The organism is Streptomyces sp. LN549 (genome assembly GCF_043203805.1).
In the GTDB taxonomy this organism is placed as follows: domain Bacteria; phylum Actinomycetota; class Actinomycetes; order Streptomycetales; family Streptomycetaceae; genus Streptomyces.
Map to the genome: position 1 here is coordinate 2,190,496 of NZ_JAZHRI010000002.1, position 24,460 is coordinate 2,214,955.

Sequence of the window (24,460 nt, forward strand, 5' to 3'; positions counted from 1 at the left end):
GCCGTATGCGGTGGGCGGTGTGCAGGCGGGTTCTCGCTGGGCTGACGGGCCCGGCCCGGTCCTTTGAGGGCTAAGATTCTTGACGACGTTCTACCTGCACGGAGGAGTGCCCGGGATGGCGAAGAACCAGGCTTCCGCGAGTTCCGGCGTTGCCGGGGGTTCCGGGGATGCTGCGGGGTCCGCGGGGTCCGCGCCGCGGCAGGATGCGGTGGCGTCGATCGTGGCGGACTGGCGGCGGGAGCGGCCTGAGCTGGATACGGCTCCGCTGGAGGTTTTCGGCCGTCTGCATCGGGCGTTCCTGCGGTACAGCGCGGCGATCTCGCGTCCGGTGGAGCGCAAGGGGCTGTCGATGGCCGGCTTCGATGTGCTGACGGCGCTGCGCAGGGCGGGGGCGCCGTTCCGGCGTACGGCGGGTGAGCTGGCCGATTCCGGGCTGATCAGTTCGGCGGGCGTGACGCTGCGGATCGACCGGCTGGAGAAGGACGGGCTGATCCGGCGGGAGCGGGATCCGCAGGACCGCCGGGTGGTGCACTCGCGGCTGACGGACGAGGGCCTGTCGGTGATCGACGAGCTGTTCTCGGAGCATCTGGACAATGAGCGGCGGATGCTGGCGGGGCTGACGCCTGCGGAGTGCGCGCAGCTGGCGGGGCTGTTGGAGAAGCTGGAGCGGTCTGTGCTGGCGGCGGAGTCGGGCGAGTAGTGGCGGGGCGGGGTGCGGGGTCGCTCCGCGGGGGCGCCGGCACCCCGGTGTGAAGGTGTCCTCAATCGCCGGACGGGCTTGGTATTGCCGGTTTCCGGCTTTGATGTGCCGGTGTCCGGCCTTGATGTGCCGGCGGGAAGCGTTGTCCGGGCGATTGAGGACCTCTTCGGAGGGGTGGCGGTCAGCCCGCCGCCTGGGCCTCCGCTTCTGTGCGGTACATGCGGCGGACCCGGACCACGCCGAGGTCGTGCTGGTAGAGGTTCTCCGCCTGGTCGGCGTCGGTGCGCAGGTCCTCCAGCATGACGCGGTCCTGTTCGAGGACGTCCCAGTGGCGGTCCTCCAGGAGTGTCTTGTAGAGGAAGCGCCAGGTGTCGCGCTGCCAGTCCGTCACCTTGCGGTAGCGCCAGAAGAAGACGGCGCAGCGGTCCTCGTCGATGGGGGTGGCCATGCCGACGATGCCGAAGGGTCCGCCGGGGCCGGCGGTCGGCGGGTAGGGGATGGTGAGGTCGACCCAGTCGACGCCGGTGCGGCAGAGCTCGACCCAGTCGAAGTTGACGCCGCTCTGGTCGGTCTTCTCGAAGAAGAACCCGCGCTCGGTCTCGCGGATGCGGAAGCGTGCGGTGGTCTGTCCCTCGGCCATGCTGTGCGAGTCGCGGTGGAGGAACGAGCCGTGCATGGGGTCGAGCAGGTTCTCCACCGCGTAGCGCCAGTTGACGTTCCACTCGGCGTAGCAGAGGAACGCGGACGTGTCGGGGTCGGTGAGGGGTTCGGGCAGCACGAGTGGTGACGGTTCGGGGTGCTCGTTGTCGCCGAAGTAGGCGAGGATGCCGCCGCCGGTCTCGATGACGTGGGGTGCGGCGACGAGCTGTTTGCCTTCCAGGTTGCAGCCGGGCAGTCCGGGGACTGCGGCGACGGTGCCGGTGCCGTCGACCTGGACGCCGTGGTACCAGCAGGCGATGCGGTCGCCGAGGTGTTTGCCGAGGGAGAGGCGGGCGCCGCGGTGGGGGCAGCGGTCCTCGAGCATGTGGAGGGTGCCGTCGGCGCGGCGGAAGAGGAGCCATTCCTCGCCGAGGAGGGTGAGGCGCTTCATGCCGCCGGCGGGGACGAAGTCGGAGGGGCAGACGGCGTACCACTGGTTGCGGATGCCGGTGCTGAAGAGCCGGTCGGCGGTGCGGTTGCCGGGTCGGGCGACTTCGGAGGGGCGGGTGGGGGTACCCGGGTGCACGGTGGTGGTGTCGGTGGTCATGGTCGTCTCACGCTCCCAGGCGTCGCATCTCGTTGCGGAAGGTGTCCTCGGTCCACTGACTGCCGTCGGGGGCGGGCAGGTCGCGGGCGTTGAGTCCGGCGACGAGGCCGGGCAGGTCGTGGGCTCCGCTGCCGAAGACTTCCTCGATCACTGCGGCGAGCTTCTTCTCGTACGGGGTGGGCTCGGCCGTGCGTGCCTGGTTCGGGTTGAGGTACTGCGGGGTGGTCGGGCTGGTCATGTCGGCTCCCTTCGGGGGGTGGTTCAGAGGTCGAGTACGAGGCGGGGGGTGCGGGCGCGGGAGACGCAGAGCATCATCGAGGCGCCGGCTTCGCGTTCGGTTTCGGTGAGCAGGAAGTCGCGGTGGTCGGGGGTGCCTTCGAGGACCTTGGTCTCGCAGGTGCCGCAGATGCCGTCGCGGCAGGAGGAGGTGACGGGGATGCCGGCGTTCTCCAGTGCGTCGAGTGCGGTGGTGGAGGGGCCGACTTCGATGGTGCGTCCGGTGCGTGAGCAGACGATGTCGAAGCTGCTGTCCTCGCCGTCGCGGGGTGCGGCGGTGGGTGCGGCGAAGCGTTCCGTGCGGGCGTCGGGGCAGCGTTCCTCGACGGCGGCGAGGAGGGGTTCGGGGCCGCAGCAGTAGACCTGGGTGCCGGGCGGCAGGTCACCGAGGAGGGTGTCGAGGTCGATGTGGCCGTGTTCGTCCTGGGGGACGAACTCGACGGATCCGCCATCGAGTTGGGCCAGTGCGGTGAGTTCTGCGCCGAAGGCCATGGAGGTGCGGGTGCGGCCGCCGTGGACGAGTCGCCACGGGGTTCCGGTGCGGGCTGCTTCGCGGGCCATGGCGAGGATCGGCGTGATGCCGATGCCGCCTGCGATGAAGAGGTAGCCGGTGGCGTCGCCCGTGGTGTCGAGCTCGAAGTGGTTGCGGGGGCCCTGGACGTGGAGGGTCTGGCCGGGGCGGAGCTGGGTGTGGATGTGGGCGGAGCCGCCGCGGGAGGCGGGTTCGCGGAGGATGCCGATGCGCCAGTGGGTGGTGTCGGCGGGGTCGGAGCACAGGGAGTACTGGCGGATGTGTCCGCCGGTGTGTACGTCGATGTGGGCGCCGGGCTGCCAGGCGGGCAGCGGGTTTCCGTCGGGGTGGGTGAGTTCGATGCTCAGGACACCGTCGGCCTCCCAGGTCATGCGGTGGACGAGCAGGTCGATCCGGGGTTCCTCGGCTGGCGTCATGACGGGTTGCCTCCTTCTCCAGAGGTATCGGTGGCGGTGGCGGGGAGCTTGACGGGCGGGGTGAACGGGGTGTTCATCGGGCCGAGTGCGGTGAGGTCGATCTCGACGAGGGTGGGGCCCTCGGAGGCGATGGCTTCCTTGATGACGGGTCCGGCGTCGGCTTCGGAGGCGATCCGCGCGTACGGGAGGCCGACGGCGGCGGCCAGGAGGGCGAAGTCGGGGGTGGTGAGGTCGACTCCGGAGCGGCGGGGGAAGTGGTTGTCCTGCATGTTCCGCAGGACGCCGTAGCCGCCGTCGTTGAAGACGAGGAGGGTGAGGTCGGGCTTCTCCTGGGCGAGGGTGAGGAGTTCGCCGAGGTGGACGGCGAGGCCGCCGTCGCCTGCGATGACGACGGTGGGGGTGTCGGGGCGGCCGAGTGCGGCGCCGATGCCCATGGCGAGGCCCTGTCCGATGCCGCCGCCGCGGGGGAAGACGTTGGTGGCCGGGTCGGTGATCTCCAGGAGCCGGTTTCCCCAGGTGGAGGAGGGGATGGTGACGTCTCGGGCGATGACGGATCCGGGCGGGCAGGCGTCGCGGATGGCGTCGTTGATCGCGGCCTGGGGGCCGATGGCGTGGCGTTGTGCGGTGCGGGCGTCGGTGCGGGCCTTGCGTACGCGGTCGGGCCAGCTCGGCTCCGTACCTCCGCTGGTGACGCGTCCCAGGAGTGCGGCGAGGACGGTGGCGGCGTCGCCGTGGAGGGCGCAGGTGGCGGGGTAGACGCGGCCGGGGGCGGCCGGGTCGAGGTCGAGCTGGATGTGGACGGCGGGGAGTTCGAGGCTGTAGTCGGCGGTTTCGTTGGAGCGGAAGTGGGTGCCGATGGAGAGCAGCACGTCGGCTTCGGCGAGCAGGGCGCGGCCTGCGGGTGCGGTGGCGTAGTTGCCGAGGACGCGGTCGTCGGACTCGGGGACGCTGCCGCGGCCGGAGTTGGAGGTGACGAGTCCGGCGTTCAGGGCGTCCAGGAGCGCGGCGAGTTCGGGGCGGGCGGTGTTGGCTCCGCCGCCCGCCCAGACGAGGGGGCGTCGTGCGGCGGACAGCAGGGCGGCGGCCCTGTCGAGGAGTGCCGGGTCGGGCAGTGCGGGGGCGGTGGCCGTCCGGACGGGGGTGCCGGTGAGCTGCTGGGGGGCGAACTGCAGGTCGATGGGCCATTCGACGCTGACGGGGCCGTGCGGGGCGGTCAGTGCGCGGGCCGCGGCGTCGCGGAGGATGTCGCCTGCGGTTTCGGCGTCGGTGACGGTGACGGCGTGGGTGGAGACCGCGCGGAGCATGCCGAGCTGGTCCTTGGTCTCGTGGATGAAGCCGCGTCCGGAGCCGAGGTACTCGCTGTCGATCTGTCCGGTGATGTGGAGGACGGGGGTGCCGGAGCTGAGGGATTCGATGAGGGATCCGGCCGCGTTGCCCGCTCCCGTACCGGTGCTGGTGAGGGCGCAGCCCAGGTTGCCGGTGGCGCGGGCGTAGCCGTCGGCGGCGTTGACTGCGGCGGCTTCGTGGCGGACGGGGACGAAGCGCAGGTCGCGGTCGACGGCTTCGACGAGCGGCAGGTTGTGCACGCTGACGATGCCGAACACCGTGTCGACGCCGAGTTCGCGCAGCGTCTCGACGAGCAGGTCGCCGCCGTTGGGTCGGTTCATGTCGGGTGCTCCTGAAGGGGTGGGGGATGTGGGTTACGCGATGGCGCGGTTGACGCCGCCGCAGACGTCGACGGTGGTGCCGGTGATGTACGAGGCCCTGGGTGAGAGGAGTGCGGTGACGGCGTACGCGACTTCGTCGGCGTTGCCGAGGCGGCCCAGGGCGATGCCGCGGTCGGCGGCGAGTTCGGCCTGCCAGGCGGGGTAGTCGAGGGGGCTGGCGGAGGCGGCGTAGCGGCGTTCCCACTGTCCGGTGTCGACGAGGCCGAGGCAGACGGAGTTGACGCGGATGCCGTCGGGGGCGAGTTCCTTGGACAGGGAGGTGGAGAGGTTGAGGATGCCGGCGCGGGCGGCGCTGGTGGTCATCAGTGCGGTCTCGGGCTGTTTGGCGAGGACGGCGTTGATGTTGACGACGGAGGCGTTGCCGGATGCGCGCAGGTGGGGCAGGGCGGCGTTGAGGGGGTTGAGGACGCCGAAGAACTTGAGTTCGAGTTCGTCGCGCCAGTCGTCGGCGGTGGTCTCGGCGAAGGGTTTCATCCGGGAGGCGCCGGCGTTGTTGACGAGTCCGTCGAGGCCGCCGAGGTGGTCGGCTGCGGTCTCGGTGAAGGCCTGTACGGCGGCTTCGTCGCGTACGTCGCAGGGGGCGTGGTAGAGCGTTTCGGGGCCGGCGAGTCCGTCGAGGGCGGTGGTGAGGGCGTCGGCGCGGCGGCCGCAGGTGGCGACGCGGGCGCCTTCGGCGAGCAGCATGCGGACGGTGGCGAGGCCGACGCCGGAGCTGCCGCCGGTGACGAGGATGCGGCGGTCTTTCAGGCGGAGGTCCATGGGGCGGGCTCCTTTCGGGTGGGGTGTGCGGGGCGCTCCGCGGGGGCACCGGGGACCCGGTGCGGGGGTGTCCTCGATCTCCCCCATGGCCTTGAGGGCAAGGGGGCTCCTCGACGGGCTTGATTCGTTCAGTTCATCGTGAAGCCGCCGTTGACGGCGAAGGTCTGGCCGGTGATGTAGCCGGACTCGTCGCCGATGAGGAAGGCGATGAGGCCGACGAGGTCGGCGGGCTGCTGGGGCCGGGAGATGGCCCGGTTGAGGCGGTAGAGCTCGTGGCGTTCGGCGGGGATGTCGACGGCGGACTCCCCCTCGGTGAGACCGGGGGCGACGGCGTTGACGGTGATGCCGAAGTCGCCGGTCTCGCGTGCCATGGCCCGGGTGAGGGAGATGACGGCGCCCTTGGAGGCGATGTAGTGGGCGAGCCGGGGTGAGCCGTACAGGGCGGCGTCCGAGGCGAGGTTGACGATGCGTCCGCTGCCGTGTTCCCGCATGAGGGGGAGGAGGGCGCGGGCGACGAGCCAGGGGCCGCGGGCGTTGACCGCCATGATGCGGTCCCAGGCTTCGACGTCGATCTCGTGGAAGGGTTTGCCGCCCACCGCGTTGGCGAGTCCGGCGTTGTTGACCAGTCCGTACAGCCGGGTTCCGTCACCGGTGAGGGTGGCGGCCAGCGCGTCGACGGAGTCCGGGTCGGCGACGTCGAGCGGGTGGTAGTCCGCGGTGATGCCCTCGGCGCGCAGTTCCTCGGCGGCCTGTGTGCCGGTGGTCTCGTCGAGTTCGGCGATGACGACGCGGTGGCCGTCGTTGCCGATCCGGCGGGCCGCGGCCAGTCCCAGGCCGCGGCCGGCGCCGGTGACGACGACCGTACGGGGGGTGTCGTCGGTGGCCATCAGTCGCGGGTGATGCCGTGCATCGGCGAGTGCTCGGGGTAGGTGGGGACCTGCGGCTTCTGCGTGCCGATGATGACGCAGAACAGGGCGTCGGTGTCGCCCTCGTTCTTCAGCGAGCGGGCCACGCCGGCGGGGACGACGATCATGTCGCGGTAGCCGAGGGTGCGGTACTCGGCCTCGTCGGCGCCGCGGTGGATGCCGACCTTGACCTGGCCCTCCAGGACGAAGAAGGCCTCCTCGACGTCGTGGTGGGTGTGCTCGGGGCCTTCGGCGCCCGGCGGGAGCAGCATGTTGGAGAGGGTGAAGCCGCCGGAGGGCAGGATGCGGTTGTCGTTCTCGTGGTTGCCGGTGGCGCCGGAGCCGACGTAGCGGATCTGGGCGCGGCGGTACTGGGCGCCGGCCTTCTCCTGGAAGGAGAGGGTGTTCCAGTCGGGCTCGCGGGAGTCCTTGGTGGCGATGAGGGAGTCGGTGAACTTCGCGAGGTCGCCGTCGGTCTCGTACGGGGTGTTGTCGATGGGCACGAGATGCTCCTTGGTTTGTTGGTGGGGGCGGGGGTGGGGTCTCGTCGTCACGCGGGTACGCGGGCGACGACGTGGAGGTGGGCGCGGACCCAGGCGTTGAAGGCCTCGGGGCGTTCCTGGTTGGAGAGGTGTCCGGCGCCGGAGAGGGTGACGTAGACGGATTTGCCGAGTCCGCCGGCGATGGCCTGTGACTCGTCGGTGCCGGTGACGGTGTCCTGTTCGCCGCACAGGACGAGGGCCGGTGCGGTGATGGCGGGCAGGTCGTCGGTGAGGTCGGCCTCGGCCATGGATGCGGCGGCGTATCCATAGCCGGGGGTGCGGACGGAGGCGGCCATGGTGGCGACGACTCGTTCGACGAGTTCGGGGGGTGCGCCGGCGGAGACGAGGCGTGGTCCGCGAGTGGCGGCGAAGGCTTCGGGTCCCTGGTCGGCGAGTTGTCCGGCGCGTTCGCGCATGGCGCGTGCCTTGTCGGGGTGGATGCCGGAGCCGCGGCTGGAGTCGGCGACGATCAGGGAGGCGACGAGGTCCGGGTGGCGGGTGGCGAGGCGCAGTGCGATGACTCCGCCCCAGGAGACGCCGAGGACGTGGGCGGGGGCGCCGTGTTCGCGGATGAGGGCGGCGGCGGTGTCGGCGTAGCCGTCGAGGCCGGGGGCGTGGGCGGGGTCTGCGGAGTCCGCGTAGCCGGGGGCGTCCCAGGCCACGACGCGTACCTGGTCCGCGAGCCCGTCGAGTTGGGGGGTGAAGGCGGCGGAGGAGGAGCCGATGCCGTGGAGGCAGAGCAGGAGCGGGGCGTCGGGGTCGCCGGCTTCGCGGGTGTGGACGGCCCCGGTGGCGAGGGCGGCGGTCACAGGATCTGTCCTGCCCGGCCGACGACGGCGCCGAGGCTGCGGAGCACGGCGTGCGGGACGACCTGGCTGGTGGCGGGGTTGGCTTCGTCGGGCCGGTGGGCGACCTCGAAGCGGTACGTGCCGTGCGGGCCGGCCGCTTCGATGACGTGCCGGGTGAGGGTGGCGGCCGGGTCGGCGACGACGATGACCTCGACGAGGGCGGGGTCGCCGGTGGCGAGGGCGACGGATGCGGCGACGTTGGTCGACTTGGGGAACTTCACCGGGACGTCGATGGCGGTGCCGCGCATCACTTCGACGGGTTCGGTGGTGGTGCGCAGCCGCTCGGTGAGCTCGGCGTCCATCCACGGCTGGTGGAGGGTGCCGGGAAGTTTGGTGGTGGTGAGGGTGACGGAGGTGAGGGGGCCGAGTCCGCGGACGGCCTGGAGGAGGTCGAGTCCGCCGACGGCTCCGCCGGTGAAGTAGACGCGTCCGGGTCCGGCGGCGCGCAGCCGGTCGGTGAGGTCGGGGTCGACGAGGGCGCCGGTGGAGGCGATCAGCAGGTCGGCGCCGCTGTCGAGGACGCGCTCGGCCCATTCCCGTACGACTGCCTGGCCCGCTGCTTCGACGATGAGGTCGCAGACGGCGAGGGCGTCCTCGAAGGAGAGCTGGGGTGCGGGGGCGTCGACGAGGGGGCGGTTGTCGATGATGCAGGTGAGTTCGGCGCCGGGGATGTGGCCTTCGGCGAGTGCGGTGCCGACGACGCGTCCGATGGCTCCCCAGCCGACGAGGCCGATGCGGCGCACGGGGCGGGCGGGACGGGCGATGGTGTCCGGCCGGGGGGTGAGGGTGGCGGTCATGCGGTCACCTCTTCGGTGGTGTCGGCGGTGGTGGCGAGGGGGCCGGGGTCGGGGGTGCCGGCCATGTGGCAGCGGATGCCGGGTGAGGGCGGACCGGCGGTTCCCCACAGGTCGGAGAGGTCGGGGGTGCGGCGCCAGACCTTGGCGATCCAGGCGTCCTCGATGATCTGGGCGACCTCGGAGGTGTATTCGCAGACGAGTCCGGCGGGGTCGGTGAAGTACGAGAAGGTGTTGTTGCCGGGGCCGTGCCGGCCGGGTCCCCACTGGGGGTTGATGCCGTGGTGGCGGAGGCGGCCGAGGCCGCGCATGAAGTGGTCGACGGACGTCATCTCGTAGGCGACGTGGTTGAGGGAGGTCCACTCGGCCTGGTTGAACGCGATGCAGTGGTGGTCGGCGTTGCAGCGCAGGAACGCCATCTGGTGCTCGGACCAGTCGGAGACGCGCAGGCCGAGGACCGAGGTGTAGAAGGCGACGGCGGCGTCGATGTCGGTGGTGTTGAGGACGGTGTGGGTGACGCCGACGGGGACGGCGGCGTCCCGGCCGCGGGGGGTGACGGCGTGGGTCTGGGCGCTGAGTTCGATCAGCCGGCCCTCGGGGTCGGTGAAGCGGAGTCCGTAACCGCCGCCGACCTGGTCGAGGGGGCCGGGGCCTGCGACGGGGACGATGGACCGGGCGAGGAGCCGGCGGGCGGCCTCGTCGATCTCGGCGGGGGTGGCGACGGCGAAGGTGATGCGGCCGAGGCCGTTCTGCTCGCCGCGGGCGAGGTGGAGGACGTGGTGTTCCTCGCCGGTGCCGCGCAGCCAGGTGGCGTCCGCTTCGCGTTCGACGGGCTCCAGGCCCCAGACCTCGGCGTAGAAGTCGGCGGATTCGGTGAAGGCGGGGGTGTGCAGCTCGACGGAGCGCAGGGCGCGCAGCCGGGCGACGGGTTCCCTCGGTACCGCGGGGCGGGTGTGGAGGTTCTGGTGGGTCATGGGGTTCTCCCGCTTCTCTTCGTGCGGCTCGTGCGGCATCAGTGGGTGGCCCAGGGCAGCGGGGTGGTGTCGGTGGCCCAGTAGAGGGACTTCTGCCGCTGGTAGCCGCGGATGAGGTCGCGGCCCTTCTCGGTGCCGATGCCGCTGTCCTTCAGCCCGCCGAACGGGGTGGAGATGCTGAACTGCTTGTACGTGTTGATCCAGACGGTGCCGGCGTCGATGCGGCGGGCGAGGCGCCAGGCCCTGGCGTGGTCGCGGGTCCAGATGCCGCAGGCCAGTCCGTACACGCTGTCGTTGGCCTGGGCGACGAGGTCGTCCTCGTCGTCGAAGGGCAGGGCGATCAGGACCGGGCCGAAGATCTCTTCCTGGCAGACGCGGGCGGTGTTGGGCAGGCCGTCCAGGACGGTGGGGAGGTAGTAGGCACCGTCGCGGTAGTGGTCGCCGTCGGGGGCCGCTCCCCCGCACCGGACGGTGGCGCCCTCCTCGCGGGCCAGGTCGACGTAGGCGGCGACGCTGTCGCGGTGGCGGTGGTGGACGAGGGGGGCGACCTGGGTGGCGGGGTCGGTGCCGGGTCCGACGCGCAGCTGCTCGGTGCGGGCGACGAGTTCGGTGAGGAACTCCTCGTACCGGGAGCGGGCGACGAAGAGCCGGGAGCCGGCGATGCAGCTCTGTCCGCTGGAGGAGAAGACGCCGTACATGACGCCGGCCAGGGCCTGCTCCAGGTCGGCGTCCTCCAGCACGATGGTCGGCGACTTGCCGCCGAGCTCCAGCGACAGGGGCATCAGCTTGTCGGCGGCGGCGTGGGCGAGGGTGCGGCCGGTGCTCGTACCGCCGGTGAAGGTGATCTTCCCGACGGCGGGGTGGCGGACGATCGCGTCTCCGATGACGCTGCCGCGGCCGGGCAGGACGGACAGGAGAGCGGTGGGCAGTCCGGCTTCGGTCAGTGCCCGGTGGACGAGCCGGCCCAGGGCGAGGGCGACGAGGGGCGTCCACTCGGCGGGCTTGAGCAGGACGGCGTTGCCCGCGGCGAGTGCGGGGGCGAGCTTCTGGGCGTCGCTGGCGATCGGCGAGTTCCAGGGGGTGATCGCGCCGACGACGCCGATGGGTTCGTGGACGCTCATCGTGACGTACGGGCCGCGGGACGGGGTGATGGCGTCCTCGGCGGTCTCCAGGGCGGCGGCGGTGTAGCGGAAGGTGCCGGCGGCGCTGAGGACGAGGGCGCGGGTCTCGGTGCGGCACTTGCCGGTGTCGGCGGTCTGCAGGGCGGAGAGCCGGTCGGCGCTCTGCTCGACGAGGTCGGCGATGCGGTGCAGCAGCCGGGCGCGGAGGTGGGCGGGCAGCTCGCGCCAGGCGGGGTCGTGGGCGGCGCGGGCGGCTGCGGCGGCGGCCTCCTCGACGTCGTCGAGGGATGCGGCGTGCACGGTGGCGATGACCTGGCCGGTGGCCGGGTCGACCGTCTCGATGAGGGCGCCACGGCCCTGCCGCCACTGCCCCGCGACCAACACCTCGTCGGCAAGCATCAGTTGGCCTCCTGCAATCGAATCAGTTACCTCAGAGCTAAAAATCTAAGGGCTTAAGTAATTCTTCGCAAGCCCCCTCGGCAAAATCTCCTTTTGCCTCGAAGGTCTTGACGGCGGCCACCCCTGGGCGGGTAAAACTTAAGCGCTAAGAAGCTAGGCACTTATAGAAGTTTCCAGAGGGCAGTGGGAGATTTCACAAGCTCACGAGCGCCGCACGGCCGTCCCCCACCCGTACGCTCAGCTGACTCACGCCTCCTCTGCAACCTCGTACACCTGGCTCCCCAACCGCTCCGGCCCCACGCGGAGCAGGAGGAACCCTGGATGAGCACCGACATCTCGAAGGACGCCGCACCGGGCTCGTCGCCGGCCGGCACCACCCGCGCCACCATCGCTGCCCGCTTCGAGCGCCTGCCGCTCTCCCGTTGGCATGTCACCGTCCGCCTGATCGTGGGTGTCGTCACCTTCTTCGAGGCCTTCGACCAGCTGCTGATCGCCTATGCGCTCCCGGAGCTCCGCGACGAGTGGCAGCTGTCCACGGGCGACGCCACCGCGGTCCTCACGGTCGGCTCGGCCGGCATGCTGATCGGCGCCCTGCTGTCGGGACGGCTGGCCGACCGCTACGGCCGGGTGAAGGTGATCGCGTACTGCGTGGCCGCGTCCGGTGTCGCGAGCCTGGCCCTGACCGCCTGCACCTCGCTCACTCCGTTCCTGGCCCTTCGCTTCCTCCAGGGGCTTGCGATCGGGGGCGAGGTGCCGGTGGCGGCGGCCTTCATCAGCGAGATCACCCGGAGCTTCAAGCGGGGCCGCTTCGTCCTGCTGTACGAGCTCGTCTTCCCGGCCGGCCTCACCATCGGCGCCCTGGTCGCTGCCTGGGTGGTCCCGGCGGCGGGCTGGCGCGTGATGTTCGCGGTCGCCGCCGTGCCCGGCCTGCTGGCCTTCCTCGTCCAGCGCAAGGTCCCGGAGTCGCCGCGCTGGCTGGCGGAGCGGGGGCGGCTGGAAGAGGCCGAGGCGGTCATGACCGAGATCGAGGCCAAGGTATCGGCGGCAACGGGTGAACCACTCCCCCGGCCGGCCGTCCCCGCCTCCACTGCCCCGGAGCCCACGGCAGCAGCGGCCGCCACCCCGGCGGAACGCGCCGCGACCGGCGTGCGCGGCCTGTTCACCGGCCGCTACCGGCGCCGCACGCTGGTCGTCGGCGTGATCTGGTTCACCGGCTACTTCGTCAACTACGGCGTGACGTCCTGGCTGCCCAGCATCTACAAGGACGAGTACGGCCTCACGCTCTCCGACGCCCTGCTCTACTCCACGGTGACCTCGGTCGCCGGTCTGCTCGGCTGCCTGATCGTCGCCCTCACGGTGGACGTCCTGGGCCGACGCCGGATCTTCGCCCTCTGCCTCGGCGCCTCGGCCGCGCTCCTGCTCACCCTGGCCGCACTCGGCGCCGGCACCCCCGCACAGGTCCTGATCTGGACCTCCCTGTCCGCGGTCGGCTTCTTCGGCTCCAACATCTGCCTGTACCTGTACACGCCCGAGCTCTACCCGACCCGGATGCGCGCCCTGGGCTGCAGCGTCGGCGGCGCGGTCAACCGGCTGGGCGTGATCCTCGGCCCGATCCTGGTGGGCGTGGTCTACGCGGCCGGCGACAGCGTCACCGCCGTGTTCGTGATGCTGGGCGCGGTGGCCGTGGTGGGCGCGGTGGTGGCGGGGACGCTGGCGGAGGAGACGGCGAACCGGTCACTGGAGGAGATCTCACCCTGAGCCCCGAACACTGACCCCGGACCCCGGACCCCGGACCCTGAATCCGGAGCCCTGAGCCCTGAGCCCCGAACCCTCGGCTCGGGGCTCCGGCCGCTACTCCTGTGCGCCGCCCGCCCCGTTCACCGCCGACTCCTCCGCGATGCGCTCATGGTGGCGGATGACCTCGGCCACGATGAAGTTCAGCAGCTTCTCGGCGAACGCCGGGTCCAGGTGGGCGCTCTCCGCCAGCTGACGCAGCCGCGTGATCTGGCGGGACTCGCGGGCCGGGTCGGCCGGGGGCAACTGGTGGGCGGCCTTGAGGTGGCCGACCTGCTGGGTGCACTTGAAGCGCTCGGCGAGCATGTGGACAACAGCCGCGTCAATGTTGTCGATGCTCTCGCGCAGCCGGTTCAGTTCGGCGCCTACGGAATCGTCGATGTCGCTCGTGGTCATGGTCAGCGAGCTTAGACGGACCGGGCTACGGGATGATCGTCGGTGGGTGTTCCGCGTCCGGGACACGGTCGCTCCATCCGCCCGGCACACTGCGGCCCTGCTGTTCGCGGAAGCGGACCGGGGCCATGCCGACGCGGCGGGCGAACAGGCGCGAGAAGTACGCCGGGTCGTCGTACCCGACCCGGCGGGCGACCGCGGCGACCGGCAGGTCGCCGGTGGCGAGGAGTTCCTTGGCACGGCCGAGCCGGATGCCGAGGAGGTAGTCCTTCGGGCTGCAGCCGGCCCCCCGCCGCACCGCGGTGCGCAGTTCGGCGGGTGTCATGCCGTGCCGGGCGGCGTGCTCGGCGACGGAGAGCGGCTGGAAGGCGTCACGGGCCAGGGCGTGCAGCACGGGGTCGCCGTCGGGGCTGACGTCGGCGCGCGCCCGGCGCAGAGCGACGAGGAGTTCGTGGACCGCCGCACCCGTCTCCACCTCCAGCAGCGGATTGCCGCGCCGGGCCGCCCGGACCATCCGGCCGACGGCGGCGCGCGGTGCCGCGGTGTCGGAGAGCGGGACGAGAGGCCGGTCCGGCTCGATGTAGCCGAGCTCGGTGTACGTGGTGGTGGCGGGCCCGGTGAAGTCGACGAAGCTCTCGTCCCAGCCGGTGACCGGGTCCGCGCCGTAGTGGTGCGGGGTGCCGGGGGTAAGCCAGATCAGGCTGGGCGCCGTGACGGGGACCCGGCGCCCGTCCGGCCCGGCGAACCATCCGCTGCCCGAATTGATGACGACGGCCACATGGTGGTCCAGGGTGCGGGGGCCGACGGTCGGCAGCGTGCCGTGCTGCAGACCGACGCCCAGGCAGACCAGACCGAGGCGGTGGTGGAGCGGGCTCGGAGTGAAGAAACGCATCCAGGTGTGGTACATCGGCCTCGCTCCCCGGTTCCTGTGTCGTGCCCCGACCATGCTGTGTACTGCGGCAATGCATGCTGCGGCATCCCGCGTGCTGCGTCCAATCAGCAGTGATCTTTGTCCATGGACCGGCCGCACGCCAGGGGGTGAGGCTGGGCCGTGACATTCCTCCCGGGTTCGCCCACTCCGTCACACGTACCGCGTTCCGCTCGTACCGGGCCGCGCACCGCGGCGTTCACGGGACCGCGCGCACAGGAGAGAACGAGCACGATGGCTGACTTCACCGTGGGGGACGACCACTTCCGGATCGACGGGAAGCCCGTACGGCTGCTGTCGGGGGCCCTGCACTACTTCCGGGTGCACGAGGCGCAGTGGGAGCACCGGCTGTCGATGCTGCGGGCGATGGGCCTGAACTGTGTCGAGACGTATGTGCCGTGGAACCTCCACGAGCCGCAGCCGGGCGAGTACCGGGACGTCGCGGCGCTCGGCCGTTTCCTGGACGCGGCGCACCGGGCCGGACTGTGGGCGATCGTCCGCCCGGGCCCGTACATCTGCGCGGAGTGGGAGAACGGCGGTCTGCCCGCATGGGTGACCGGGCGGTTCGGCCGGCGGGTGCGGACCCGGGACGCGGGCTACCTGGACGCGGTGGAGCGGTGGTTCGCGGAGCTGCTGCCGCAGGTGGTGGAGCGGCAGACCGACCGCGGCGGTCCGGTGATCATGGTGCAGGCGGAGAACGAGTACGGCAGTTACGGCACCGACGCGGTCTATCTGCGCCGGGTTGCCGAGATGCTCGTCGCGTCCGGCGTGAGCGTTCCACTGTTCACCTCCGACGGGCCGGAGGACCATATGCTCACCGGCGGTTCGGTGCCCGGCCTGCTCGCGACGGCGAACTTCGGTTCGGGGGCGCGCGAGGCGTTCCGGGTGCTGCGTCGTCATCAGGGCGCCGGCCCGTTGATGTGCATGGAGTTCTGGTGCGGCTGGTTCGAGCACTGGGGCGCGCCGCCCGTCGTACGGGATCCGGCGCAGGCCGCCGACGCGCTGCGGGAGATCCTGGAGTGCGGTGCGTCGGTGAACATCTACATGGCGCACGGGGGGACGAACTTCGCCGGCTGGGCGGGCGCCAACCGCTCCGGGCCGCTCCAGGACCAGGACCTGCTGCCGACGGTGACGTCGTACGACTACGACGCGCCGATCGACGAGTACGGGCGGCCCACGGAGAAGTTCCGCCTCTTCCGCGATCTCCTCGCGCCGTACGCGGACGGGCCGCTGCCCCCGCTGCCGCCGGAGCCCGCCGGCCTGGATCCGGTGCGGGCCGATCTGACGGAGTGGGCGCCGCTGCCGGACGTCTTGGAGGCGCTGGGCGAGGAGGAGGCGGAGACCGGTGTGCCGCCCACGTTCGAGGAGCTGGGGGTCGACCGCGGTCTGGTGCGCTACCAGGTGGCGGTGCCGGGTCCGCGATCCCCGTACACCCTGGGCGTTTCGGGCCTGCGGGACCTGGCGGTGGTGTACGTGGACGGGGTCCGCAGGGGCGTGCTGAGCGAGGAGGACAGCGTCCTGCCGGAGCCGGTGGCCGGGCCCGCCGAGGTGGAGCTGTGGGTGGAGTCGCTGGGCCGGGTCAACTACGGGCCGCACCTCGGCGAGCCGAAGGGGATCACCGGGGGCGTGCTGCACGAGCGCCAGTTCCTGCACGGGGTACGGGCGCGGGCGCTGCGGCTCGACGCGTTCGACGGGCCGGCCGCGGTGGCGGGCGTCCCGTTCGTGCCGGTCGACGGGTCCGGGGGTGCCGGTCTGTACCGGGGCACGTTCGAGGTCGCCGACGTGTCCGGAACGGGGCACGCGGGGCTCGAACTGCCGGGCTGGACACGTGGGTTCGTCTGGGTGAACGGCTTCTGCCTCGGGCGCTACTGGTCGGCGGGCCCGCAGCGGACGCTGTACGTGCCGGGTCCGGTGCTGCGGGACGGCGTGAACGAGGTGTGGGTGCTGGAGGTGGAGGGTGCGGCGGCGCCGTACGCGCTGCTGGGGCCTGGTGTGCCCGTGCGAGCGGCCGGACCTACGGACGCGGATGTCTGACGGTCCCCGCCCGCCGCGGTCTACTCTTGCTTGTGGCCGGCGCTCCGCCCTTCGGGGCGGGGTAAAGGCCGTCCTTTGGCCGAAGGCGCGGAGCGCCGGAGTGCTCTGTGTCTTGGTCGTGTCGGGCAGGCGGGACGCTGCTGGTTCTCAATGTGCTGCCTGACAACGGTCAGGGGTGCCCCGCCACATGATCCAGTGAAGTAGGAGCCGGACCAGAGGTGTCCGCCCCGGCGGACGTCGTCGCGAAGTGGAGGTGAGGACGTGACGGACGGCCCCCACGGCAGCCCGGTGGTGCACGGTTTCCCGCATCTGGCCACCGTCCGCTCGGCGATCACCGCGCTGTACCGCCGACTGTCGTACGACGGCGTCCACCGCTTCGCCCCGAGTCTCGCCCCCGCCGACGCGGCGTTCGCCGACGCGGACGACCTGTATCTCGGTGCGCAGCGGGTGGCGCGGGCGATGGTGCAGCATCTGCGGCTCCCGGAGGCCCGGATGATCGTGGCGTTCCGTGCGATGGAGCATGCGGGAAGTGTCGAACTCGCGGCGGGGCCGGAGTACTTCATCGAGCTGAACGACCGCTTCCGTACCCATCGCAGGGACATCGGTGCCGCGTTGTCGCACGAGGTCATGCATGTGCTGCTGCACCGGCTCGGCCTGGAGTTCCCGGGGACGCGTGACAACGAGATCCTCACCGACACCGCGGCGGCCTATCTGGGGGCGGGCTGGCTGCTGCTGGACGCGTTCCGTCAGGACGCCACGTCCAGCCAGAAGCTCGGCTATCTCACCCCGGAGGAGTTCGGGTACGTGCTGGCCAAGCGGGCGCTCGCCTTCGACGAGGATCCTTCGCCGTGGTTCACCAGCCCGCAGGCGTACACCGCGTACACCAAGGGCCGGGCGCAGGCCCTGCGCGAGAGCGTGCAGCCGCCGCTGACTGCGGCGGGCTGGTCGGGCAGGCGCCGGTACGCCAGGGACCGGCGGTACGCGCAGGACCATCCCGGCTCGGTTCCGCCCCCGGGTCCTGAGGTTCCGTACGCCTTCGAGGCCGGCGGGGACGGGCTGCGGGTCGCGTTCCCGTGCCCGACCTGCCATCAGCGCAACCGGGTGCCGGTCCGCGGCCGGGTGCGTGCGCGGTGCGCACTGTGCCGGACGGTGCTGGACTGCACCACCTGAGAGGTCCGCCACGGACAAGAGGCCCTGACGCAGGGCGTATTACAGTCGAAATATGACAGAAGATCCGATGGCGGCGGCAAGGGGCGGGCCAAGCCTGTTCGATGCGCTGTACGAGGGTGAGGACGCCGTCGTACGGCTGCTCCGCGCCGGTGTGCCCGCCGAGTCGGTGGACGAGGACGGGGCGAGCGCGCTCTATCTCGCGGCGGTGTCCGACCGTCCGGGGGTGGTGCGGCTGCTCCTCGTCGCGGGCGCCGACCCTGACCGGGCGTGCGGTCCCGATTCCGGTGATCTTCCGCTCTGCGGGGCGGCGTGCGGCGGGCACACGGAGGTGGTCGAGGCGTTGCTGGCGGCCGGGGCGCGGCCGGATCTGCGCGAGCAGTTCGGGTTCACGGCGCTTCGGTGGGCGGTGGGCCTCGGTCACGTGCGGACCGCCGAAGTGCTGCTGGCGTACGGCGCCGATCCGTGCCTGCCGGGTCCGGAGGGCGAATCGCCTCTGCTGCGGGCCGTCCGCCGGGGCTCCCTGCCGACGGTGCGCGCGCTGCTGCGGCACGGCGCGGGGGCGGTGGAAGGTGCGGTCGAGGAGGCGCTCGACGAGGCGCGGCGCATGCTGGGCACCGACCTGGAACAGGAGATGCGGGCTGGCCTGCGGGAGTTGTACGGGGACACGGACGCGTACGACGTCGTGGTGGACCGGACCGTCGTCGACGGCGGAGAGACGCTGACCGTCGAACTGGTCCGCGACGGGCGGCCGTCCGCGGGCCGGGACCAGCAGACGGGGCACGGCGCGATCGCCACGGTGCTGGAGAGGGAGCTGGGTCTTTCCGCCCCCTTCGAGGAACTGGCGCTGCGGGCTCTGCGGTCGGGGAGCCCGGAGCTGGAGAACTGGCGGACCTCGGCCGAGGCGCTGTGCGAGCGCGGCGGAGAGGAGACCCGCCAGGCGGCGGCCGCGTGGTGCGCGGCGGCTGATCCCCTGCGGCGGGCGTTCGGCGCGGACGTCCTGGCGCGGCTCGGGGGCTGACGAAGCGAGCCCGTCCGGGCGGTAGAAGCAGCCCGGACGGGCTCGAAAGGCATGCCGGTCCGTCCGGAAAAAGCCGGACGGACCGGGATGTGACCAGCTACGCCGCGCGACGACCACGCGCAGGCGCGCCGCCGCGGCCGGCACCGCCGGAGCGACCCGCGCCGCCGCCACCGGTACCGCGCGAGGCGCCACCGGTACCGCGCGAAGCGCCACCCGTGCCGGTACCGCGCGAGGCGCCGGCGGCACCCGAGCCCCGGGACGCGCCGCCCGTACCCTGCGCACCGCCGCCACCGGCAGCGCCTGCGCCACCGGCGCCGCCGCGCCTGCCCCGGCCACGGCTGCCCGAGCGGAACCCGCCCGCGGCGCCGGCGCCCGTACCCGTGCCCCCGCCGGACCGCGTGCGCGGCTTCGGCGGAGTCGGCTGCGGGACCTCGACCACGATCGCGATGCCGGACGGTTCGCGCGCCCCGGTGATCCGGGTGAGCTCCTCGTCGCTGGACTTGATCCGGGTGGTGCGGGGTGCGATGCCCGCGTCCTGCATGAGCCGGGTCATCTCCCGCTTCTCCTCGGGCAGCACCAGCGTGACGACGCTGCCGGACTCCCCAGCGCGTGCCGTGCGTCCGCCGCGGTGGAGGTAGTCCTTGTGGTCGGTGGGCGGGTCCACGTTGACGACCAGGTCGAGGTCGTCGACGTGGATGCCACGGGCCGCCACGTTCGTCGCGACGAGCGCGGTGACCTCACCGGTCTTGAACTGGTCCAGGGTCCGGTTGCGCTGCGGCTGCGAACGGCCGCCGTGCAGCGCGGCAGCCCGTACACCGCTGGCGAGCAGCCGCTTGGCGAAGCGGTCGGCGGCGCGCTTGGTGTCGACGAACATGATCACCCGGCCCTCGCGGGCGGCGATCTTCGTGGCGACGACCTTCTTGTCGGTCTCGTCGAGCACATGGAGCACGTGGTGCTCCATCGTGGTGACGGCGCCGGCGGACGGGTCGACCGAGTGCACGACGGGGTCGGTCAGGAACATCTTGACCAGCCGGTCGATGTTCTTGTCCAGGGTGGCGGAGAACAGCATCCGCTGTCCGTCGTCCTCGACCTGCTTGAGGAGGGCGACGACCTGCGGCATGAACCCCATGTCAGCCATCTGGTCGGCCTCGTCGAGGACCGTGATGGCGACCTGGTCCAGGCGGCAGTCGCCGCGCTCGATGAGGTCCTTGAGACGGCCCGGCGTGGCGACGAGCACCTCGGCGCCGCGGCGCAGGGTGCCGGACTGCTTGCTGATCGACATGCCGCCCACGACGGTGGCCATCCGCAGGTTGACGGCGGTGGCGTAGGGCGTCAGCGCGTCGGTGACCTGCTGGGCGAGCTCGCGGGTCGGGACGAGAACGAGCGCCAGCGGCGCCTTCGGCTCGGAGCGGCGCCCGGCGGTGCGGGCCAGCAGCGCGAGGCCGAAGGCGAGGGTCTTGCCGGAGCCGGTGCGGCCGCGGCCGAGGATGTCCCGGCCGGCGAGCGAGTTCGGCAGGGTGGCGCCCTGGATCGGGAACGGGTCGGTGACGCCCTGCGCGGCAAGGGTTTTCAGCAGGGCGGCGGGCATGTCCAGCTCGGCGAACGCCTCGACGGCGGGCAGCGCGGGGGTCATGGTTTCGGGCAGGGCGAACTCACCCTGCGGCGGCGTGGCCCTGCGACGGGGTGACGCCTTGCCGGATCCCTTGCCGGAACCCTGTGCGGTTGCCTGTGCCTGGGCCGTGCCACGCCCCCTCGACGGGCGATTGCGGGCGGGACGGTCCTGACGTTCGGAGCGGGTCATACGGAATTGCCCTCCTGGGGATTCCTGGGGAACTACGTGGACTGCTGGGGACTGCTGGGCCTGCGGGAGAGTTCCGGGGGTGCGTGGGCATACGGCATGACCGCTGTACGCGGCGCGCGGAACTCTCTGGACGCCCGGGGTGCCTCGTCGCACCCGGTGCCGGCCACTGAACAGGGCCCGGTCTTTGCGTTACTTCCCAGGGACAGCACAAGCCGGGACCCGCACCTTCACGGTGCGGGCCCCGGCTGCGAGGTACGCGTCCGGCAATTAGGCCGGGACGATGTTCTCCGCCTGCGGGCCCTTCTGGCCCTGCGTGACGTCGAAGGAGACCTTCTGGCCCTCCTGGAGCTCACGGAAGCCCTGGGTGGCGATGTTGGAGTAGTGGGCGAAGACGTCAGCGCCGCCGCCGTCCTGCTCGATGAAGCCGAAGCCCTTTTCCGAGTTGAACCACTTCACGGTTCCAGTAGCCATGTCATTCTCCTAAAACAGGTGCAGTGCCGGAAATCCGCACTTTACGAATTCCAAGTCGCCGCATTGAGCCCCACCCGGAGAAAGCCGGAAAACATTAAAGCGCCTGAGGAAGCATTCCCGTCAGGCGCACATAAAGTTCATGGGTACCAAAACTGCAACCGGATCACCGTAGCACGATCTGCCGACCAGCGGTGGGACACGCCGCGCCGCCGGCCGGAAGATTTTCGCGCGAACCCTTGGGGCGTCCGGCCTGGAGCCGCCTCGAAACTGTTCGAACCGGTCCCCCGGGCCGGTCAGCGACGCAGGGCGATGCCGTCCAGCACCATCGAGAGGTACTGGCGGGCGATCTCCTCCGGACTGTGCTGCCCGCCCGGCCGGTACCAGGACGCGGCGACCCAGACGGTGTCGCGGACGAACCGGTAGGTGAGACGGATGTCGAGATCGGCGCGGAAGGTCCGGTCGGCGACACCGCGCTCCAGGGTGCCGAGCCAGGCCTTCTCGAACTTCTCCTGGGATTCGACGAGGTACTGGAACCGGGGCTGGGCGGCCAGGTGCCTGGCCTCCTTCTGGTAGATGGCGACGGCGGCGCGGTGCCGGTCGATCTCACGGAAGGATTCGGTGACGAGTGCCTCGATGGTCTCCCTGGGGCCGAGCCCGGCGTCGAGGACGGCGTCGTAGCCCTCCCAGAGCTCGCCCAGGAAGGTGGAGAGGATCTCGTCGAGCATCGATTCCTTGGAATCGAAGTGGTAGTACAGGCTGCCCGCGAGCATGCCGGCGGCGTCCGCGATCCTGCGGACGGTCGTGGCGTTGTATCCCTGGGCGGCGAACACCTCGGCGGCGGTGGCGAGCAGTTCGCCACGGCGCTCGGGCGAGGGGGTCACCGGGGGCTTCTTCTTGGTAGGCACCCGCCCATTCTCCGCCTGCCGGGCGCGGCCGCGGACGGGCCCGTCGTCCGCGGCCCGGCCCGGGGGCCGTCAGGGCTCCGTGACCGTCGAGCCGTCGTCGTTGCCCCTGCGGACCGTGCGCAGCGGGTGGCCGGGGCGCCAGGACTGGATGAGCAGGGTGTCGCCGCCCTCCAGGCCGATGCGCACCACCTCAGTGAGCTCCACCCCGAAGAGGTGGAAGGGCTCCGGCGGCTTCACCTCGCCGATGAAGCGGGCCAGCACCTCGGGGTCGGTCACCTCCACGGCGCGTCCGGAGATCCGTACGTCCCCGTCGGCCATCTCGGCGTCGGGACCGGGATTGGCGTGCACCGCGAAGCGGGGGTCGCGGAACAGGTCCAGTGCCTTGCGTGAGTTCGGCATCATGCCGAGGAACGGTTCGCCCAGCCGGAATTCCACTTCGATGCCGGTCACCCGTGGCGAGCCGTCCTTGCGGAGGGTCGCCAGGACATGGTGCTTGTACTGCTCGAAGCGCTGTCGCACGGTGCCGGCGAAGGCGGGCTCCGCCGACCGGAAGTCTGCCCAGGAGGATGAGGTCATGACTCCATCGAACCCGGGAATCCCGACACCTTCTGTCGGGATTCCCTAAGGGCGGTCGCGGACCACCCGGACGGATGCCGTGCAGGCCCCTGCGTGGTCTGCTGGTAGAGGTAGAGGCCGCCGTCCGGGCGGCGGGGAGGACCACTCCCGCCTCCGAGGTGAGTTCAGATGGCGATCTTCATGAAGGCGTCGCTGCCGGGCATGACGACGGACCAGTACGACGCGCTCAACGCGGAACTCCAGGCACTGCCCGGCGACACGTTCGCGGGCTGTCTGTCGCACGTCTGCGTCGCCACCGATTCGGGCATCGAGGTGTACGACCTCTGGGAGTCCGAGGAGGCCATGGACAAGTTCGGCGCGGTGATGATGCCCGTCGCCGAGAAGCAGGGACTGCCCGCCACGGGCGAGCGCCCGAAGGTATCGCAGGTGCACCGCTACTGGATTCCGGGCTCGTAGCCCGACAGGGTGACCAGCGCCGCGTATCCCTGCGTCCGCAGTACGACCGGCGCCCTGCCCCGCACCGACACCGCGTCGTAGCGGCCGAGTCCGGTGTCCGTACCGTCGATGACGGCACCGTCCTCCAGCGCCACGGCCAGCACCGCCCCGCCCTCCGGAGCCATCAGCCGGAGGGTGCCGCGTACCACCGCGGTCTCGGCCCGTGTGCGGTCCCTGCGGTACATCACGTTGAGGTTCATGACCGGGCCCGCCAGCAGCCGGCCGTCGGTGTCCAGGTCGCCCGGGAAGTCGTGTGGCCAGTACGGCTCGTCGACGATGTGGTGCTCACCGCCCACCATCAGGTCCATCCCTGCCCCCTCCACCACGGTGAGGGTGCGGTCGACGCCCGGGAACACGGAGAACGGCCCGTCAGCGGCCACGTCCGCCAGGCTGACCCGCCAGTCGAAGGCCTCGGTCGTGGCGCCGGGGGACGCGGCGATCTCACGGGTGGTGCCCCCGCCGTTCTTCCACGCCGCCGTTGTACGGCCGGCCGCACGCAGGATCCGGAACGCCTCGGCGGTCATCAGGGGGCTCCGATCGTCGGGAGTGAGGAACCCCGAGCCTAAACCCGGGTGTGGCCCGCTCCTGCGGGTTCGCTATCTTGATCGCCGCCGCCCCCACCGGCTTCTGGTCCATTCACTGACGAAGGAGCCGGCCATGGAGGCCGCCGTCACCACGTGCTACCGCCATCCCTCGTACGAGACGTATGTGAGCTGCACCCGTTGCGAGCGCTTCATCTGCCCGAACTGCATGCGCGAGGCGGCCGTCGGCCATCACTGCGTGGAGTGCGTGAAGGAGGGGCAGCGTTCGGTACGGCAGGCGCGGACGGTGTTCGGCGGTGCGGTGCCCCGTAACGCCGTGCCGATCGTCACCTACGTCCTGATGGGCCTCAACATCCTGGCGTACCTGGGTGAGCTGGTCCGGCCGGGGATCGTCGACCGGTTCGCGATGACGGGTGCCGGGCTGGCCGGCCCGGACGGCAGCCAGTACCTCTACATGGACGGGGGTGTCCCCGGACTCGATGTGATCGGTGTGGTGGACGGTGAGTGGTACCGGCTGCTGACAGGGGCCTTCCTTCACCTGCCGCCGGGTGAATCCTCCTTCGGTTCGGTGCCGTTCGGCGTGCTGCACATCGCTTTCAACATGTACGCGCTGTGGAATCTGGGCCGGGTCGTCGAGGAGCAGTTGGGACGGGTCCGGTATCTCGCGCTGTATCTGCTGTCCGCGCTGGGCGGTTCGGTCCTGGTCTACCTGATCGCACCGCTCGACTCCGCGGTGGGCGCCTCGGGAGCGGTCTTCGGTCTCGCGGCGTCGTTCTACGTCATCAACAGGCGCCTGGGCCGGGACATGCAGGCGGTGAACCGGTTCCTGGCCGGCTTCCTGGTCTGGATGGTGATCTCGGCGGGCTTCACCTCGTGGGAGGGGCATCTGGGCGGGCTGCTGACCGGTGCGGTCGTCACGGTCGTGTACGCGTACGCCCCGGCGCAGCGGCGTGCGCCCGTGCAGGCTGCGGGGTGCGTGGTGCTGCTCGCCGTGCTGGTGCTGCTGGTGGTCCTCAAGAGCTCGGCGCTGACGGGCTGAGCCGGGGCACGTACGCCGCCCCGAAGCCCGACCGGTGCGGCCTCGCGTCCCCGCT

At 71.5% G+C, this 24,460-nt stretch carries 25 protein-coding genes and 1 pseudogene; 7 read left to right on the forward strand and 19 right to left on the reverse strand.

Features of this window, described 5'->3' with window-relative positions; all coding sequences use genetic code 11:
• Positions 1-208: 208 nt before the first annotated feature.
• Positions 209-700: a MarR family winged helix-turn-helix transcriptional regulator gene (locus SH922_RS09645; protein WP_393056939.1), complete on the forward strand. Its 492-nt coding sequence runs from the start codon at positions 209-211 to the stop codon at positions 698-700.
• 181 nt (positions 701-881) lie between these two features.
• On the opposite strand, the gene SH922_RS09650 is transcribed toward SH922_RS09645, so the two are convergent.
• The 11 genes from SH922_RS09650 to SH922_RS09700 form a co-directional block, all read right to left on the reverse strand.
• Positions 882-1,946 (reverse strand): Rieske 2Fe-2S domain-containing protein, encoded by a 1,065-nt coding sequence (locus SH922_RS09650; RefSeq protein ID WP_393056941.1) that lies wholly within the window; start codon positions 1,944-1,946, stop codon positions 882-884.
• A gap of 7 nt (positions 1,947-1,953) precedes the next feature.
• On the reverse strand, positions 1,954-2,184 hold the full coding sequence (locus SH922_RS09655; protein ID WP_393056943.1) for a recombinase-like helix-turn-helix domain-containing protein: 231 nt from the start codon (positions 2,182-2,184) through the stop codon (positions 1,954-1,956).
• Between the two features lie 23 nt (positions 2,185-2,207).
• Positions 2,208-3,170, reverse strand: coding sequence for a PDR/VanB family oxidoreductase (locus SH922_RS09660; RefSeq protein ID WP_393056945.1), 963 nt, complete (start codon positions 3,168-3,170; stop codon positions 2,208-2,210).
• Complete coding sequence (locus tag SH922_RS09665) at positions 3,167-4,837, reverse strand: thiamine pyrophosphate-binding protein (RefSeq protein ID WP_393056947.1); 1,671 nt, start codon at positions 4,835-4,837, stop codon at positions 3,167-3,169. The genes SH922_RS09660 and SH922_RS09665 overlap by 4 nt, the downstream gene beginning before the upstream one ends.
• A gap of 33 nt (positions 4,838-4,870) precedes the next feature.
• A complete protein-coding gene (locus SH922_RS09670; RefSeq protein ID WP_393056949.1) occupies positions 4,871-5,656 on the reverse strand; it encodes an SDR family oxidoreductase in 786 nt (261 codons plus the stop codon).
• Positions 5,657-5,784: 128 nt separating this feature from the next.
• Complete coding sequence (locus SH922_RS09675) at positions 5,785-6,543, reverse strand: SDR family NAD(P)-dependent oxidoreductase (protein ID WP_393056951.1); 759 nt, start codon at positions 6,541-6,543, stop codon at positions 5,785-5,787.
• Complete coding sequence (locus SH922_RS09680) at positions 6,543-7,064, reverse strand: cupin domain-containing protein (RefSeq protein ID WP_389134295.1); 522 nt, start codon at positions 7,062-7,064, stop codon at positions 6,543-6,545. Before SH922_RS09680 ends, SH922_RS09675 begins: the two co-directional genes overlap by 1 nt.
• Before the next feature lie 47 nt (positions 7,065-7,111).
• Positions 7,112-7,912 carry an alpha/beta fold hydrolase gene (locus tag SH922_RS09685; RefSeq protein ID WP_393056954.1) on the reverse strand — a complete coding sequence of 267 codons (801 nt, stop codon included), beginning with the start codon at positions 7,910-7,912 and terminating at the stop codon, positions 7,112-7,114.
• A complete protein-coding gene (locus tag SH922_RS09690) occupies positions 7,909-8,748 on the reverse strand; it encodes an aspartate dehydrogenase domain-containing protein (RefSeq protein WP_393056956.1) in 840 nt (279 codons plus the stop codon). Before SH922_RS09690 ends, SH922_RS09685 begins: the two co-directional genes overlap by 4 nt.
• On the reverse strand, positions 8,745-9,719 hold the full coding sequence (locus SH922_RS09695) for a VOC family protein (RefSeq protein WP_393056958.1): 975 nt from the start codon (positions 9,717-9,719) through the stop codon (positions 8,745-8,747). Before SH922_RS09695 ends, SH922_RS09690 begins: the two co-directional genes overlap by 4 nt.
• Positions 9,720-9,757: 38 nt before the next feature.
• Positions 9,758-11,239, reverse strand: a complete 1,482-nt coding sequence (locus SH922_RS09700) for an aldehyde dehydrogenase (protein WP_393056960.1) — start codon at positions 11,237-11,239, stop codon at positions 9,758-9,760.
• 321 nt (positions 11,240-11,560) lie between these two features.
• On the opposite strand from SH922_RS09700, the gene SH922_RS09705 reads away from it, so the two are divergent.
• Positions 11,561-12,997 (forward strand): MFS transporter, encoded by a 1,437-nt coding sequence (locus SH922_RS09705; RefSeq protein WP_393056962.1) that lies wholly within the window; start codon positions 11,561-11,563, stop codon positions 12,995-12,997.
• Positions 12,998-13,090: 93 nt separating this feature from the next.
• Here SH922_RS09705 and SH922_RS09710 read toward each other — a convergent pair whose 3' ends face one another.
• Positions 13,091-13,429: a chorismate mutase gene (locus tag SH922_RS09710; RefSeq protein ID WP_393056964.1), complete on the reverse strand. Its 339-nt coding sequence runs from the start codon at positions 13,427-13,429 to the stop codon at positions 13,091-13,093.
• Positions 13,430-13,454: 25 nt separating this feature from the next.
• Positions 13,455-14,333 carry a helix-turn-helix domain-containing protein gene (locus SH922_RS09715; protein WP_393056966.1) on the reverse strand — a complete coding sequence of 293 codons (879 nt, stop codon included), beginning with the start codon at positions 14,331-14,333 and terminating at the stop codon, positions 13,455-13,457.
• A gap of 255 nt (positions 14,334-14,588) precedes the next feature.
• On the opposite strand from SH922_RS09715, the gene SH922_RS09720 reads away from it, so the two are divergent.
• Positions 14,589-16,388, forward strand: coding sequence for a beta-galactosidase family protein (locus SH922_RS09720; RefSeq protein ID WP_393056968.1), 1,800 nt, complete (start codon positions 14,589-14,591; stop codon positions 16,386-16,388).
• Positions 16,389-16,519: 131 nt separating this feature from the next.
• Here SH922_RS09720 and SH922_RS09725 read toward each other — a convergent pair.
• Positions 16,520-16,612 (reverse strand): annotated as a pseudogene (locus SH922_RS09725) (transposase); the annotation flags it as partial.
• Positions 16,613-16,649: 37 nt separating this feature from the next.
• On the opposite strand from SH922_RS09725, the gene SH922_RS09730 reads away from it, so the two are divergent.
• Both SH922_RS09730 and SH922_RS09735 read left to right on the forward strand, forming a co-directional pair.
• Positions 16,650-17,558 (forward strand): hypothetical protein, encoded by a 909-nt coding sequence (locus SH922_RS09730; protein ID WP_393056970.1) that lies wholly within the window; start codon positions 16,650-16,652, stop codon positions 17,556-17,558.
• A 52-nt stretch (positions 17,559-17,610) separates the two neighbouring features.
• Entirely contained in the window at positions 17,611-18,576 is a 966-nt protein-coding gene (locus tag SH922_RS09735) for an ankyrin repeat domain-containing protein (RefSeq protein ID WP_393056972.1), read from the forward strand.
• Positions 18,577-18,673: 97 nt separating this feature from the next.
• Here the strand turns inward: SH922_RS09735 and SH922_RS09740 are convergent, their stop codons facing one another.
• The 4 genes from SH922_RS09740 to SH922_RS09755 all read right to left on the reverse strand — a co-directional run bounded on the left by SH922_RS09740 (position 18,674) and on the right by SH922_RS09755 (position 22,329).
• Entirely contained in the window at positions 18,674-20,377 is a 1,704-nt protein-coding gene (locus tag SH922_RS09740) for a DEAD/DEAH box helicase (RefSeq protein WP_393056974.1), read from the reverse strand.
• Positions 20,378-20,644: 267 nt separating this feature from the next.
• Complete coding sequence (locus SH922_RS09745; protein ID WP_015607926.1) at positions 20,645-20,848, reverse strand: cold-shock protein; 204 nt, start codon at positions 20,846-20,848, stop codon at positions 20,645-20,647.
• A gap of 293 nt (positions 20,849-21,141) precedes the next feature.
• Positions 21,142-21,753: a TetR/AcrR family transcriptional regulator gene (locus tag SH922_RS09750; protein WP_393056976.1), complete on the reverse strand. Its 612-nt coding sequence runs from the start codon at positions 21,751-21,753 to the stop codon at positions 21,142-21,144.
• A gap of 69 nt (positions 21,754-21,822) precedes the next feature.
• On the reverse strand, positions 21,823-22,329 hold the full coding sequence (locus SH922_RS09755; RefSeq protein ID WP_393056978.1) for a pyridoxamine 5'-phosphate oxidase family protein: 507 nt from the start codon (positions 22,327-22,329) through the stop codon (positions 21,823-21,825).
• A 168-nt stretch (positions 22,330-22,497) separates the two neighbouring features.
• On the opposite strand from SH922_RS09755, the gene SH922_RS09760 reads away from it, so the two are divergent.
• Positions 22,498-22,785 carry a hypothetical protein gene (locus tag SH922_RS09760; RefSeq protein WP_393056980.1) on the forward strand — a complete coding sequence of 96 codons (288 nt, stop codon included), beginning with the start codon at positions 22,498-22,500 and terminating at the stop codon, positions 22,783-22,785.
• Here SH922_RS09760 and SH922_RS09765 read toward each other — a convergent pair.
• A complete protein-coding gene (locus SH922_RS09765; RefSeq protein ID WP_393056982.1) occupies positions 22,764-23,348 on the reverse strand; it encodes a HutD family protein in 585 nt (194 codons plus the stop codon). The genes SH922_RS09760 and SH922_RS09765 overlap by 22 nt on opposite strands.
• A 133-nt stretch (positions 23,349-23,481) precedes the next feature.
• Between SH922_RS09765 and SH922_RS09770 the strand changes: the two genes are divergently transcribed.
• Entirely contained in the window at positions 23,482-24,405 is a 924-nt protein-coding gene (locus tag SH922_RS09770; RefSeq protein WP_393056984.1) for a rhomboid family intramembrane serine protease, read from the forward strand.
• Positions 24,406-24,460 lie beyond the last annotated feature (55 nt).